Origin of the sequence: Blautia sp. LMAG:36 (assembly GCF_008680535.1) — a bacterium.
Classification (GTDB): domain Bacteria; phylum Bacillota; class Clostridia; order Lachnospirales; family Lachnospiraceae; genus Blautia_A; species Blautia_A fusiformis.
This window is the reverse complement of record NZ_NALB01000010.1, coordinates 339,998-354,097: the sequence shown is the minus strand read 5'-3', so window position 1 is coordinate 354,097 and position 14,100 is coordinate 339,998. Positions and strand designations below refer to the sequence as shown.

Below are 14,100 nucleotides of genomic sequence, written 5' to 3'. Positions count from 1 at the left end.
TGTTTATTTCTTCCTCTTAATCGTCCCCAATAAGACAACCGACCTTCTTGTACATTTTTAAACTATAGATATTACGGAACAGTTGCAGTAGATATATATTTTTTCAAATAGCTGAAGGATAATACCTGATTATCTGTTATTTATATACATAATACATATTGAATTTTAGTAAAACTAGAGGATACATAAAAATGCCATTAACCAAAGAACAATTTCTTAAACAATTAAATTCTGATTGTTATTTCTCCACATACTCTTCTGCCATATGTACTGCCATAGCACCATCTGCCACTGCTGTTACTATCTGACGAAGTAACTTTGTTCTGACATCTCCTACAGCATAAACACCCGGAATACTCGTTTCAGTGTTTTCACCTGCCACAATATATCCTTTATTATCCAGTTCTATCTGATTATCTAAAAAATCTGTTGTCGGTTTTCTTCCTATACTCACAAACAGGCCGTCACATTCTATAATGTTTTCTTCTCCTGTAACTGTATCTTTCAACCGCACACCAGTCAATCGTTCTCCATAAATCAGTTCATTTACTGTATTGTTCCATCGAAACTCTATATTTTCAGTTTTCATCAGCTGGTCATGGTAGATTTTCGTTGCACGTAATGTATCTCTTCGATGAACAATGATGACTTTCTTAGCAATTCGACTTAAAAGAACAGCATCTGATACAGCAGAATTTCCACCACCAACAACCACCACGATCTTATCTTTATAAAACATACCATCACAGGAGGCACAATAAGCAACCCCATGACCTATCAATTCTTTTTCTTTAGCAAGGCCAAGTTCTCTTGGATTTGCTCCAGTAGCAATCACTACTGTTTTCCCAATATAAATTCCCGAACTAGTTTCTACTCTCTTAAGCTTTCCTGTTAAATCCATATTATAAACTTCAGCATATTCACTTTTAGCATCAAATTTTTCCGCCTGTTTTTGCATTTTCTCTGCCAATGAAAATCCGTCAATTCCATTTTCAAAACCAGGATAGTTATCAATCTGCCAGGTCAATGACATCTGACCACCTGCAGATAATTTTTCTATAACAATTGTATCAAGTCCTGCTCTGGCTGCGTATAATGCTGAAGTATACCCTCCAGGTCCTCCCCCTACGATAATCATATCGTAAACATGATTTTCATTCATACAGCAGTCCTCCTTTTATTTTTCCAATGCTTCATTAATAAAATTCTCTATCATTATTTTTGATTCAGGTGCAACAATAGAATCTATTGCCTTTCCATTTCGATATAAAACCAGCGTAGGAATCACCTCAATCTTTTCAGCTTCTGCAATCTGCGGTTCTTCATCAATATTTACTTTTCCAGCAACAAGAATATCGCTGTATTCTTCACTTATTTTTTCATAAGCTGCTCCAATTCTACGGCAATAACCACACCACGGTGCCCAGAAATCAACCAAAACCGGTTTTTCCTTATGAATTAATTGTCCAAACTTTTCTTTATTTATATTTATAGATGTCATATTTTTCAACTCCTTCTCCTATTTGAACTTAATATACCCCAAATAAGTGCTTGCTTCCGTGATGATATCACAGAAAAGTTGATTTACTTTATTACGCTTTTTTACTTCTATTTACAGCATATGTCAGTTATATAATTGACTCTTCTCAATAAATTAAGTATACTCTCATCTTTGACAGTTACAAAAAGATGGGAGTATTATACGTTCAATTCATTATTTTCGGCAAGTAAGAAATAATCAATATGAGAATCACATAACACAAAAGGATGTACTGCGGTAACTTCTACATTACCTTGGCACATCCTTTCGTACTATTATTTTTTGCTATTCTTCTTAATGGCAGCTGTGGCTTCCACATCCATGCTCACCACATGTATGTCCTTCCCCGTGGTTGTGCTCATGGTGAGAACATTTCACATCCGGATTATACTCAAGTGTTTCATTGATAAAAGCTTCTACTGCTTCATCTGCATCTCCGGAAACTCCTCCGAAAAGCTTGATGCCTGCTGCCGCTAACGCTGTCTGTGCGCCGCCTCCGATTCCGCCACAAATCAAAACATCTGCATTCAATGCATTAAGAACTCCTGCCAATGCGCCATGTCCGCTTCCATTCGTATCTACTATTTCTGAATGTACTACTTTTCCTTCCTCTACATCGTAAATCTTAAATGTCTCTGTGTGTCCAAAGTGCTGGAAAATCTGTCCATTTTCATATGTTACTGCTATTCTCATAATACCTTCTCCTTTTTCTGCTGCATATTTTTTGTAAATTTCCTGTTTGTAACATCCTCCAAAGCTGCAGTTGCCGCTCTGACCGTCACAGATTCTGAAATCCCCGCCCTCAATTCTGAGCGGATGTCCGTCAATAAGTGCATCTGCTATTTTCTTCCGGGCAATCTCGTAAATCCGCTGGACCGTCGTTCTTGCGATCTGCATAGATACTGCACACTGCTCCTGACTATAACCTTTCTTGTCCAAAAGACGGATTGTCTCGTACTCATCTACCGTCAGAACAATGGGTGTTTTTTTCTCCGTATCATCTGCCGGAAGAAATTCTAAAACATTGGGGAAATGGCAGACTTTTCTGCATTTTACTGGTCTCGGCATAAACTGCTCCTTTCTCGCTTTTCTTATATAATAGTCCTATAAAAGACATATGTCAATAACGTTTTTGACATATGCCTTTTATGAATCACCTTATAGTATTACTTCTTTTCATTATTTTTTAATTTACAGATACCCTGCGTCATTGTTCCCATTGGACAAAATGTACACCAGGTTCGTGGCTTATATAACACCATTACAATCAACCCTAACAACAAAGATGTAAGCATCAAACTATAAAATCCAAAACTAAACTGTGCCACCCAATCAGCTACTGTTCCGGCAGTGTATGTCCATCCCCACGGAACACGGAAGGTCCAGAATAATTTGATGGCTTCACGTAAGGATGATGCTCCGGCACCAACTAAATATGTCTGAAATACCATATTCCCAAACATTGTAAGGAAAAATATCAAAAAGCCGTATCGGAACCATTTTGAACTCATCCATCGCGGGGTTGGTTTATTTCTTGAGCATTTTAAATCTCCACCAAGCTTACTAAAAAGCTGGCCACGTCCACACAAATGATTACAGAAAAATTTATTTCCACCGAATATTGCTATTCCTAACGGCAACAGGAAATCAATCATCCCAAACCAGGCGAACAAAATATTAAAAAAACCGAGTGTAAAATAAAGGATCGCCCATATCCATAAATAATCATACCAATGTTTCTTTTTCTTCACATCGCTGTCCTCTCTTTCATTTCAATACAACCTGCCGGACAGGACTTTGCACATTTTCCACATCCTACACACACTGTTTCTTCTATCACAGCATAACATCCATGGTAAACTTTGGCCGCTGCCAGCGGACAAGTATTTTCACATACTCCGCAGGCAACACATCTTTTTTTATCGACACTTGCCACTCTTTTTGCCAATGCTTTGTTCCCCTTTCAAATTTTGTATCTCTATTGTACCTGAAAAAGGTAAATCCTTCTGTGACATTATTACATAAGAATTTACCTTGAACGCTAATCATTACAATGACATATTTTTATTATACATTACCTTTATATTTATATATGATGTTTAGAATCTCCTCAGTTGTTCGAATAATTTCTTTTTGTTTTTCTTTCATTGTTATAGATTTGCTTTCTTCTTCAGCTAACGAAGAGTAAAGGTGAATGGTATTAGCATGATTCCATATCTCATCGCAAATTTTCTCGATTTCATCAGAACTCCGAAATGCCTGGTCTGTTTGCATTTGCAAGTGTTCTCGTTGCTCTTCCAGATGATTCATCCGTTCTTGTAACTGATCCCTTTCTTTCTGCAATCGATCATGTTGTGCTTGCAGTTGATCTATTTGTATTTTAATTTCACTCATCTTTTCTTTCTGTCTCCGCATAAGCATCATCAAATATACAACTACAAATACAAATAATAGTATTATGTACAGCATAAACTTCTCCTCACGACACATATATTTCGACGGTTTTCCGCAAATCAACTATTGATAATGGCATAGAAAGAACAGTTAGTTTTCCTGAATTCTTTTTAATCTCAACAGCATCAGGATTGCCTGTGATTAAAATTACAGGTGTTGTCCTGTCCGCACGCCATGGCTGATTCGGTTGGCTCGTCATATCTTCGGTAACAATCCAAAGATCCGGCTTATGTCTGCCTAATTTTGTTTTAGCACTTTCCGGTGTATAAAACAGCATGATCTGATCTGAAATAAACTGCAATGTTTCTTTTAATCCTTTTGCATAACGTTCACTGCCACAGACTAGTGCAATAATAGAAGCAGCTTTCTTTTTTTGTGTTACCTGAACAAAATCCAAAACTGGTGTATTATAGAGACTAAAGTCTTTTTCCAAATGAACTTTATCATAATAACTCTTTGCTGCCTTGCACATCCTCAGACAAAACTGTTCTATGTCTATATGAACATCGTTTCCGTTCTCCTGTATGTTCATACTGTCCAACTGACAAACTGACATTCCACAGTTTAGTCCAAGATGAAAGCGTATATTATTTTCATCATTCAAAAATCCTTTATTTTGATGAAGATATTCACATCGAAGCTGCCAACAGCGTTCTCCGCAAATATATGGCTTTTCACCAGATTGAGATAGTTTAAAGTAGTCCCCTGCATATTCATCAAACCAGCGAATATACTGGGTTCCCACATCACGGGTCGGATTCTTTTGCCGATCCAGCATAACCCGGCCATCTCGATAATGTTTAACAATTTCCGGGAAAGCAATACCTCCACAAATATCTGGCAAAGTCAATGCCAATGCCAGTGCAGACTGCCATCGTCCATCTACAATATTCAGTTCTACTTCTTCAATTCGGTCCAAAAATGTAAAACTGACATCTCCCTGCATTATTTATCCCTCCCTCATATTTACAACCGTCATGTACTATAGTCAGTATATTTTTATTTATGGCATATGTCAATTATTTAATTGACGCATCTTAAAAAAGCAAGTATACTATGTTCGTAAAGGAGATGACTGCTATGAGCTTCGAAAATTATTTTCCACTATGGAATGACTTAAATACAGCACAGAAAAAACTAATTTCAGACAATTTAATCACACGGGATGTAAAAAAAGGAACGATCATTCACAATGGAAACCTGGACTGTACTGGATTATTACTGGTTAAATCCGGGCAGCTTCGAACTTACATACTTTCAGATGAAGGACGGGAGATTACACTTTACCGTCTGTTCGATATGGATATGTGTCTTTTATCCGCCTCATGTATCATGCGGTCTATTCAATTTGAAGTAACCATTGAAGCAGAAAAAGATACGGATCTTTGGATCATCCCTGCTGAAATCTATAAGGGCATCATGAAAGAATCTGCTCCTGTCGCAAACTATACCAATGAGTTAATGGCTACCCGTTTTTCTGATGTCATGTGGCTGATTGAACAGATTATGTGGAAGAGTTTGGATAAGCGTGTTGCTTCATTTCTTTTAGAAGAAACATCCATTGAAGGAACAAATGAACTGAAAATCACTCACGAAACTATCGCAAACCATCTTGGTTCCCACAGGGAAGTTATCACTCGAATGCTTCGATACTTTCAAGGCGAAGGACTCGTCAGACTCTCTCGCGGCAAAATAGCAATCCTTGATTCGAAAAGACTGGAAACACTACAAAGATCATAAAACGTTTTTTTCTCTAAAGAATCCTCCATTTATCAGAATTATGAAAGTCATTCTAATAAATGGGGGATCTTTTTATACTACAATCAAACTATAAAAATATTTTATTTATTTCTAATAATCCATACCACATGCATATGATCTTTCAATCAGTGCATGGTCATTAGCCACTGCATCATAAAAGCGGAATCCACCTGAAAAGTTGTATGTTTCATATCCATTTCCTTCCAAAATACGGCTTGCAATATAACTGCGTAGCCCACTCTGGCATATCAGGTAAACGGGCTTTCCCTTCTCAATTTCATTGATACGTTCCCTTAGTTCATCTACAGGAATGTTTTTGAATCCATCCATATGCCCCCTGTTAAATTCACCTACAGTTCTCACATCCAGCAACACAACACTTTTATCTCTAGAAATCTTATCCATATCTTCCAGATGCCATTGTTTTAAGGTACCTTTTGCTATATTGTCTATCATGAATCCTGCCATATTTACAGGATCCTTGGCAGAGGAATAAGGCGGTGCATATGCGAGATCCAAATCCTTCAGCTGGGTTGCCTTCAGCCCTGCATGAATTGCTGTTGCCAGCACATCAATACGTTTATCAACTCCTTCATATCCAATAATCTGAGCACCAAGCAAACGATAGGTCTCTTTTTCAAAAACCACCTTCATGGTCATCACTTTTCCACCAGGATAGTAACCGGCATGACTCATAGGAGAAAGAATTACTGTATCTACCTCTAATCCTGACTTTTTGGCATTGGTTTCATTGATACCTGTAGTGGCTGCTGTCATATCAAACACTTTTATAACGGAGCTTCCCTGACTGCCCAGGTAACGACTATCACCGCCACAAATATTATCAGCGATGATTCTGCCCTGTTTATTGGCTGGTCCTGCCAAAGAAATCAGCGCATCATTACCCGTAACATAATGTTTTACCTGAACTGCATCACCTGCAGCATAAATATCCGGTACAGAGGTTTCCATTCTGTCATTCACTACAATACTTTCCTTGATGCCAAGTTCCAGACCGGCTTCTTTTGCTAATACTGTGTCTGGTGTGACTCCGATTGCCAGAACTACCATATCAGCCTGAAGGGATGGATTATCTTTCAACAGGACCTCCACTCCGGTGTCTTTTTCTTTAAATCCTTCTACTGTATAGCCCAGTACCAGTTTTATCCCATGTTTTCTCATTTCATTATGGATCATGGATGCCATATCCGGGTCAAAAGGGTTCATCAGCTGCTTAGGCCGCTGGACAATCGTAACATCCATGCCAAGCTCCCTCAAATTTTCTGCCAGTTCCAGACCAATAAAACCACCACCTGCCAATACAGCCGATTTTGGATGATTCTTATTTATATATTCCTTTATCCGAAAAGTGTCTTCTACAGTACGAAGTGTAAAAAGTTTATCAATACCTACTCCGGGAAGTCTCGGCTGTGTTGGCTTTGCACCTGGAGAGAGGATCAGCTTATCATATTTTTCTTCAAATATCTCACCATTCTCTAAATTTTTCACTGAAACCGTTTTACGTTCCGGATGTATGGAGATAACTTCATGATGAATTTTCATGTTAATACGGAAGCGTTTAAAAAAACTCTCTGGTGTCTGTAGTGTAAGTTCTTCCGGGTCTGTGATCACGTCTCCAATATAATATGGAAGTCCACAATTTGCATAGGATATGTATCCGGATCTTTCAAACACAGTAATTTCAGCATGTTCATTCAGTCTGCGTATTCTTGCTGCGGCTGTAGCTCCTCCGGCTACACCTCCTACAATTATTACCTTCATCTTATTTTTCCACCTTTCCTGAGTAAGCTACAATGCCACCGATATTATTTACTTTAGAATATCCCATTCGTTGCAGTATCCCAGTTGCCTGGCGGCTTCGTGAACCGGAATAACAGTATACAAACAGTGGGATATCCTTATTCTTCGCTACAGAAGCAATATTGTCAAGTTGCTGCAACGGCACATTTTTACTTTCTGGTATATGTCCTTCCTGATATTCCTGCGGTGTACGTACATCCAGCAGAACTGCATCATCAGTCCTTTTATATTCTTCTATGCCTTGATTAATATTCGACTGTTTAAAGAGATCAAAAAATCCCATTAGCACACCCCCCCTAAAGCATTTCTAAAATCGCATTCTTAGGTCTCGCCCCTGAAACCTGCTGTACAATCTTCCCATTCTTCATAACCACTAAAGTTGGAATGCTCATAATACTGAACTTATTTGCCAGTTCAGGCTCTTCATCTACATTAATCTTTCCAACTTTAATATCTCTACGCTCACTTGCAATCTCCTCTACAATAGGTACTACCATACGGCAAGGCGCACACCAAGATGCCCAAAAATCTAAAAGAACGGGTTTATCGGAATTCAGTACTTCGTTCTGAAAATTATTTTTATTGATATTAATAGCAGACATTTTACAGTCCTCCTTATCTTTCTCTTTTTGTAGATTTATTATAGTCTTAATTTCATTTATTTTCCGTGATTACATCACCATACCTCATTAACTTAACTTCTTGCCATACCATCTACACTTAATATAACACCTGTAATGTAACTCGCCTCATCTGAAGCAAGAAACACAAACGCGTTGGCAATATCTTCTGGCTGTCCAAGACGACGCAATGGAATTCTTTCAATCATAGGTTCGATAACTTCCTTTGGCACGGCCTTCATCATATCAGTTTCTGTAATCCCAGGTGCAACAGCATTAACACGAATACCTTTAGGTCCTAGTTCTCTTGCTAATGATACAGTCAATCCGTTTACTGCAAACTTCGATGCCGGATAAGCAAACCCACTTGGCTGTCCCGAAATACTCACCATGGAAGAAGTTGAGAGAATGACCCCCTTGCCTCTTGCCACCATACATTCTGCTGCTACACGAGTAGTATTAAATACTCCTTTTACATTTAGATCCATGACTTTATCAAAAGTCTCCTCTGTATAATCCATAAATGAGGTGTTTTCTGAAATCCCTGCATTATTTACCAGTATGTCGACACATCCATATTTTTCAGTTGCCTCTTTAAAAGCCTTTCTGACAGACTCCATGCTTGCCAGATTTGGACTAATTCCAGCAACTATTGCATTGGGATATTTTTCTTTTAATTTATCTACAGCAACATCTGCCGATTCCTGTGAACTTGCTGCCAACACAACTGAAGCACCTTCCTTCAAGAATTTATCAGCTGTAGCAAATCCTATACCACGGCTTCCACCCGTAATGATTGCAACTTTATCTTTTAATCTCATTTAGACTACCTCCTTACTTAGTTTCTAACTACATTATAAGCAAAAGGTAGATTATTTTCTGTGATATCATCACAAAATATCGCAATAAAAAACCCTGTTGCTCACGCACCAGGGTTTTGGTTTATCCATCTGTATTTAACACAAGATTAGGCTTCTATTCAACTTCTGAAAACTGATCTTTTCCAACATTACATAATGGGCATTCAAAATCTTCTGGAACATCCTCCCACTTTGTTCCTGGTGCAATACCACCTTCAGGATAACCTTCCTCTTCATCATATTCCCATCCGCAAACGTCACATACATATTTCATTAGTTTATTCCTCCTTATAAATATATTAATACACAGCATATATTACTGTTGTATCTGAATTATTTTGTAATCTTAGCACGAAAGTCAAGTGTTTTTAGCATTTCCAGAGTCCATGAAGATTGCAGTATGCGTATACTTCTTCTACATATTCTCCATCACAGAGGCAGAAATCCGCAATAGGTTCCTGTCCTGGAATTAGCTGTTTTCTATAAATACCCTGATTTGTATTTAGTGTAATCCATTCAATGAAATGATTATCAAGCATTGGATGTTTTATTTCACCGACCACAACATGTACATGCTGTTTGTCCACTGTATATACAGGTACATGCTTCTCAACAGCAGCATCTGTCACTCCAGCTTTTAACTCATGCATAGCCTCTCCGCAACACATTACTGGTACGCCTTGATCCTTTAACATTTCAATAATGTTTCCACAATGATTGCATACATAATATTTTACTTCCATCTTTTTTATCTTCCTATGTTTAAAATTTAAAATCCAATTGTTTCTATAACTTTCTTCAAAGCATCCGTCGATTCTTAAACTTTAATGCTTCTTTACCAACCGATGCAGAACCAACAAAGCCACAGCCTATCATTACTGCTTTTTTTAATAATCACTTTCTTCTTTGTAATAATCTCCTTCTCTTTAATAGTTCTCTTCACGTATTTCGAAATAACTCTGTGGATGGTTACATACTGGACATATCTCAGGTGCCTTTGTTCCTACCACAACATGTCCACAGTTACGGCATTCCCATACCTTAACTTCACTCTTTTCAAACACCTGTGCAGTTTCAATATTCTTAAGAAGTGCACGATATCTCTCTTCGTGGTGCATCTCAATCTGTTTATTGTCAATAAATAATAGTAATAATTACTATTATTATAATAATCAATATTACTGATTACCTTTTATTTAAAATAATCATTCAATCATCATTTTTTCCGTTCAAAAACATATTCTGCATCTGATGATAAATCAGAGCGGAATGAATAGCCTAGTCTATCAAATTTCTTAATATCCTCAGGATTTTCAATTCTGTTTTCAGCCATGAACCTAACCATTTCACCACGGGCCATCTTAGCATATGTACCTTTTGTCACCAGTTTATCTCCTGATAACTCACAAAATGTAATCGTAATGTATCTATCCTGTCGTGTCAGATATTTTTCTATGCACTTAGAGTATTCTTTCGATGCCAGATTGATTATAATCCTGCTGTTATCAATCACTGAGCGGTATAATAAATCTCCCCAGTACTCATACAGATTTTTTGTTTCTCCTATTCCAACCTTCGCCTGCATTTCCAAACGATAAGGTGTCACACCATCCCTTGGTTTTAGCACACCATAAAATGCAGATATTATTCTCAAATGATTTTGTACATACTCGAATTGACTGTCCTCAAACACGGATGGAGCCATATATTGAAAAGCAATTCCTTCATATGATAAGACAGCTGGGGTAAGTAAATGATAAAGATCCATGTTTTCCAATCTATTGAAGTTCTGTTCTGTAATTTTGTCATTACATTTCCAGATAGTCTTCAGTTCTTCTTTTGACTTACTTTTCAACCAACTTTGTATCTCTGTCGTCTTTTCAATAAATTCAGGCAATCCATCCGGCGCTATGCTGTCAGTATCTGTAATCATCTTTTTAGCAGGGGATAATATTATCTTCATTAATCTAATTCCTTGAGCATATTTTCAGGATCATCTGCAGCCTTGACTTTATCATTTGCCTTTATAATAATCCCCTGTTCATCAATAAGATATGTGGTTCTTACTACTCCCATAGAGACTTTGCCATAATTTTTCTTTTCTTTCCATACATCATATGCTTCAATAACTTTCCGCTCTGGATCTGCTAAAAGTGTAAATGTCAATCCATATTTTTCCTCAAATCTCTTATGAGAGGATACAGAATCCTTACTGACTCCAAGAATAACTGCTCCTTTTTCGGTAAACTGAGGGTATCGCTCAGAAAACCCACATGCCTGTTTCGTGCATCCCGCTGTATTATCCTTGGGATAGAAATATAAAATCACTTTTTTTCCTGTATAATCCGATAATCTATGTATTTTCCCATTTTGATCTGGCAACTCAAAATCCGGTGCCTTAACCCCTACTTCCAACATTATTTATCCCTCCCTTTCTGTATCTTTCTCTTTATTCGCCTTTTTCTTCCTATTCCCGGTAATCATTTTATGACCTGTATATATCGCCATTACCATACATAACATAGAACTTAAAGCAAAGTATTTGTGACTTGATTTTTGCTTTTTATATCCAGTGTAAAAAGTCCCAAGCATTGTGATCAATGCTCCTACTGACCAATATTTATGTGCTTTCATGTAATTCCTCCATTTTTTCAGTGTATTCAATTCTAATTATACGCTACCATATTCCTATGTCAATTTGATAATAGAGCATTCCTATAAATTTTTTCAAAATATCATTGTCAAAACTATGTATTGTTATCCTTTAATTTTTCTTTGAAATAATTGACAAAAAGCTTGCTTTCAGGAGATTACTATTTAATCTCTTTTCCATCTATATATAGTTGAAATTTATCAGGATTATTGACAACATCATAGTCCTTTCCGTATTCTACAGGTCTATATTCGGCTGTCATTACCGATTCCCCGTCTTCAATATCCTCTTTCCATAAATAGATGTTCATATCAATGCTCGTCGCATATCCTCTGTCTGTGGAGAATTTTGTCGAATGAAAAGAGACTTTACAACTTAAAATTGGATAAAAAGGACAAAAAAAAGAAGAGCTGCTTGCTCTTCCCATATAGTAGTAGTAAAATAATATGTCATGCCAGCGCAATATATTACCTAGAATATCGCTATAACAGGAAAGGGGCTGCATTGTGACAGCCCCTAATTTACTTCATCACGTTGTCTACATTCTGAGTGAACTCGTTCCCTGGTTTATTTTAGCATCGGTCTGGATTTTGTTTCATAAAGATAAATTTTGCCACAGAGCGGTCGTATGTTTTAATGTGTCCAAACAGCCAGTCGATTACATTTTTCTGTACAAGTTCACTGAACCGATCTGTTGGTCCTTCATACTCCTGAAGGTATTCATACAGTTCTTGAATTGTCTTTTTAAACTCTTCATGTTTTTCATAATGTTTTTCACGCTCTGGATAACCGGATTTTTCCTGAAGCTTTTCCTCTTCTTTGAAATGAAAGTCAGTATATTCATCCAGATAATCCAGCATTTTGATTGCTTTTACTTTGCTGTCGCCATTTTGACAGGCAGTTACAAAGTTCTGGATACGGTCAATCAATTCTTTGTGCTGTGTATCGATTGTTTTATTTCCTGTTACTAAATTGTCATCAAAGGTAATGTTTAAATCGTAAGTCATAATTTGACCTCCATTTCTTTTATATGTTCTCTTAGGCTCTTTTAATGTCTGGCAGTTTCGTACCTGCATTTTCTGCTTAGTCTTCTACAGGAACGAAAACATCTTTTCCTAATCCGCAGATTGGGCATGTCCAGTCATCTGGAATATCCTCAAATGCAGTTTCTGGAGCGATACCGGCGTCTGGATCTCCTACTGCCGGATCATAAATATATCCACATGGTTCACATTCATATTTTTTCATAGTCATTTTCCATTTTCAATGTCGATTTATTTTTGTTACCAAGTTCCTAGCAATTTTTCTAACACTTTGTTTCTTGTATATCTGTATTATACATGATAATTATTCTTTTGTCAATAATAGTAATTATTATTATTTTTGTACTTAGCATAAACTGATATTTGAATTGCACATTTACATATTGTATATATCATGGGAATAGTTGAATAAAAAAATGAACTCTATTCATTAAAGACAGAGTTGCTGGAAATTATTTCTCTCCAACAACTTTCTTCGTCTTTAAGTCCTTGAAACACAATACTGTCCCATCAGGTTCATCCAACTGTTATATTTATTCTTTTCACACACCTTTCGACAAATTTCATTTTCCATCAATACACAGAACATCTTATCATAATCAAATGCCCAAACAGCACCATTCACATGGTTTTCCACTGCTTTCTGATCTATGTACTTTAAACGTGTGACCATTTTTTCAATTTCTCCATTTCTCAAGTTACCGATATTTTTGCAGATAAACCGAAAGAAATTCAACGTTGCATATTCGTCATGCCAATGGAACTCTTCTGGATTGTTTTTAATTTTACTGGCTCGCTGCTGTTCTTTGATTATTTGATCAGCTACACCTTTCATCGAATCTTCGTATCTCATATTACTAACCTACTCTTCCTCAACGCCCAGTGACGGTTTAAATCTTTTATCCTTTGCCTGCGGTACCACGATCTCGTAAAAATAAAATCCTAAATATCCAAGTGCCTGCTTCTTCATTTTATAAAAAGAAGTCCTGCCTATTCCTAGCTCCTGCTGTACTTCCACATCTGTCTTATTATAATGACTGCAAAAACAGGAATGAAGGATTTCACTGAGCATCACACCATTCGGTGCATAGAACTTCACCAGTGTCATTCCACGATAGATCATATCAGACAAGCCATAAATGATCATCAGGTTATTCATTTCCCGGTGCATCTTTGGCACATTCAGCTGATTGTTATAAATGCTCAAATAACTCAATGCATATGCCATATCTTCATTGATTTTCTCCTGGCACTCCATATCCAGTTCTTCCAATACAACTGGTTTTCTAAAATCAGTTTCTGGTAGCTTGTCATCAGTTCTTTAATATCAGTATAATGTCTTAATCCT

General features: G+C 37.0%; 22 protein-coding genes and 1 pseudogene. 1 reads left to right on the top strand and 22 read right to left on the bottom strand.

What is annotated here, in order from left to right; genetic code table 11:
- Positions 1–238: 238 nt before the first annotated feature.
- The 7 genes from trxB to CCC17_RS14155 form a co-directional block, all read right to left on the bottom strand.
- Positions 239–1,162 carry a thioredoxin-disulfide reductase gene (gene trxB, locus CCC17_RS14185; protein WP_015524990.1) on the bottom strand — a complete coding sequence of 308 codons (924 nt, stop codon included), beginning with the start codon at positions 1,160–1,162 and terminating at the stop codon, positions 239–241.
- A gap of 15 nt (positions 1,163–1,177) precedes the next feature.
- A complete protein-coding gene (locus tag CCC17_RS14180) occupies positions 1,178–1,501 on the bottom strand; it encodes a thioredoxin family protein (RefSeq protein WP_015524989.1) in 324 nt (107 codons plus the stop codon).
- A gap of 333 nt (positions 1,502–1,834) precedes the next feature.
- A complete protein-coding gene (locus CCC17_RS14175) occupies positions 1,835–2,608 on the bottom strand; it encodes a NifB/NifX family molybdenum-iron cluster-binding protein (protein WP_015524988.1) in 774 nt (257 codons plus the stop codon).
- A gap of 98 nt (positions 2,609–2,706) precedes the next feature.
- Positions 2,707–3,291 (bottom strand): 4Fe-4S binding protein, encoded by a 585-nt coding sequence (locus tag CCC17_RS14170; protein WP_092072183.1) that lies wholly within the window; start codon positions 3,289–3,291, stop codon positions 2,707–2,709.
- Positions 3,288–3,488, bottom strand: coding sequence for a 4Fe-4S binding protein (locus CCC17_RS14165; protein WP_092072186.1), 201 nt, complete (start codon positions 3,486–3,488; stop codon positions 3,288–3,290). Before CCC17_RS14165 ends, CCC17_RS14170 begins: the two co-directional genes overlap by 4 nt.
- A 119-nt stretch (positions 3,489–3,607) precedes the next feature.
- Positions 3,608–3,934, bottom strand: coding sequence for a hypothetical protein (locus CCC17_RS14160; RefSeq protein WP_226844668.1), 327 nt, complete (start codon positions 3,932–3,934; stop codon positions 3,608–3,610).
- An 85-nt stretch (positions 3,935–4,019) separates the two neighbouring features.
- A complete protein-coding gene (locus CCC17_RS14155) occupies positions 4,020–4,940 on the bottom strand; it encodes a hypothetical protein (protein ID WP_015524986.1) in 921 nt (306 codons plus the stop codon).
- Positions 4,941–5,074: 134 nt separating this feature from the next.
- Here CCC17_RS14155 and CCC17_RS14150 point away from each other — a divergent pair, with 134 nt between their 5' ends.
- Positions 5,075–5,734, top strand: a complete 660-nt coding sequence (locus CCC17_RS14150; protein ID WP_226844672.1) for a Crp/Fnr family transcriptional regulator — start codon at positions 5,075–5,077, stop codon at positions 5,732–5,734.
- Positions 5,735–5,845: 111 nt separating this feature from the next.
- Here the strand turns inward: CCC17_RS14150 and CCC17_RS14145 are convergent, their stop codons facing one another.
- From CCC17_RS14145 to CCC17_RS14075, 15 genes and pseudogenes are all read right to left on the bottom strand, one after another.
- Positions 5,846–7,537: an FAD-dependent oxidoreductase gene (locus tag CCC17_RS14145; RefSeq protein WP_092072197.1), complete on the bottom strand. Its 1,692-nt coding sequence runs from the start codon at positions 7,535–7,537 to the stop codon at positions 5,846–5,848.
- Position 7,538: 1 nt separating this feature from the next.
- Entirely contained in the window at positions 7,539–7,859 is a 321-nt protein-coding gene (locus tag CCC17_RS14140) for a rhodanese-like domain-containing protein (RefSeq protein ID WP_015524982.1), read from the bottom strand.
- 13 nt (positions 7,860–7,872) lie between these two features.
- Positions 7,873–8,178 carry a thioredoxin gene (gene trxA, locus CCC17_RS14135; RefSeq protein ID WP_005421612.1) on the bottom strand — a complete coding sequence of 102 codons (306 nt, stop codon included), beginning with the start codon at positions 8,176–8,178 and terminating at the stop codon, positions 7,873–7,875.
- Between the two features lie 92 nt (positions 8,179–8,270).
- Positions 8,271–9,017, bottom strand: coding sequence for an SDR family NAD(P)-dependent oxidoreductase (locus CCC17_RS14130; protein ID WP_005421611.1), 747 nt, complete (start codon positions 9,015–9,017; stop codon positions 8,271–8,273).
- Positions 9,018–9,171: 154 nt separating this feature from the next.
- Entirely contained in the window at positions 9,172–9,330 is a 159-nt protein-coding gene (locus CCC17_RS14125; protein WP_005339874.1) for a rubredoxin, read from the bottom strand.
- 94 nt (positions 9,331–9,424) lie between these two features.
- Entirely contained in the window at positions 9,425–9,799 is a 375-nt protein-coding gene (locus CCC17_RS14120; protein WP_015524981.1) for a desulfoferrodoxin family protein, read from the bottom strand.
- A gap of 183 nt (positions 9,800–9,982) precedes the next feature.
- A pseudogene (locus CCC17_RS14115) lies at positions 9,983–10,183 on the bottom strand (rubrerythrin family protein); the annotation flags it as partial.
- A gap of 89 nt (positions 10,184–10,272) precedes the next feature.
- A complete protein-coding gene (gene yaaA / locus CCC17_RS14110) occupies positions 10,273–11,019 on the bottom strand; it encodes a peroxide stress protein YaaA (RefSeq protein ID WP_005421606.1) in 747 nt (248 codons plus the stop codon).
- A complete protein-coding gene (bcp, locus tag CCC17_RS14105) occupies positions 11,019–11,474 on the bottom strand; it encodes a thioredoxin-dependent thiol peroxidase (RefSeq protein WP_005421605.1) in 456 nt (151 codons plus the stop codon). The genes yaaA and bcp overlap by 1 nt, the downstream gene beginning before the upstream one ends.
- Before the next feature lie 3 nt (positions 11,475–11,477).
- Positions 11,478–11,690 carry a DUF6219 family protein gene (locus CCC17_RS14100; RefSeq protein WP_005421604.1) on the bottom strand — a complete coding sequence of 71 codons (213 nt, stop codon included), beginning with the start codon at positions 11,688–11,690 and terminating at the stop codon, positions 11,478–11,480.
- Positions 11,691–11,869: 179 nt separating this feature from the next.
- On the bottom strand, positions 11,870–12,019 hold the full coding sequence (locus CCC17_RS14095) for a hypothetical protein (protein ID WP_015524977.1): 150 nt from the start codon (positions 12,017–12,019) through the stop codon (positions 11,870–11,872).
- Positions 12,020–12,281: 262 nt separating this feature from the next.
- Positions 12,282–12,716 carry a bacteriohemerythrin gene (locus CCC17_RS14090; protein ID WP_015524976.1) on the bottom strand — a complete coding sequence of 145 codons (435 nt, stop codon included), beginning with the start codon at positions 12,714–12,716 and terminating at the stop codon, positions 12,282–12,284.
- Positions 12,717–12,792: 76 nt separating this feature from the next.
- Positions 12,793–12,957: a rubredoxin gene (rd, locus tag CCC17_RS14085; protein WP_015524975.1), complete on the bottom strand. Its 165-nt coding sequence runs from the start codon at positions 12,955–12,957 to the stop codon at positions 12,793–12,795.
- Between the two features lie 276 nt (positions 12,958–13,233).
- Positions 13,234–13,605, bottom strand: coding sequence for a hypothetical protein (locus CCC17_RS14080; RefSeq protein ID WP_059086885.1), 372 nt, complete (start codon positions 13,603–13,605; stop codon positions 13,234–13,236).
- A 9-nt stretch (positions 13,606–13,614) separates the two neighbouring features.
- On the bottom strand, positions 13,615–14,010 hold the full coding sequence (locus tag CCC17_RS14075) for a hypothetical protein (protein ID WP_015524973.1): 396 nt from the start codon (positions 14,008–14,010) through the stop codon (positions 13,615–13,617).
- Between the last annotated feature and the right edge of the window lie 90 nt (positions 14,011–14,100).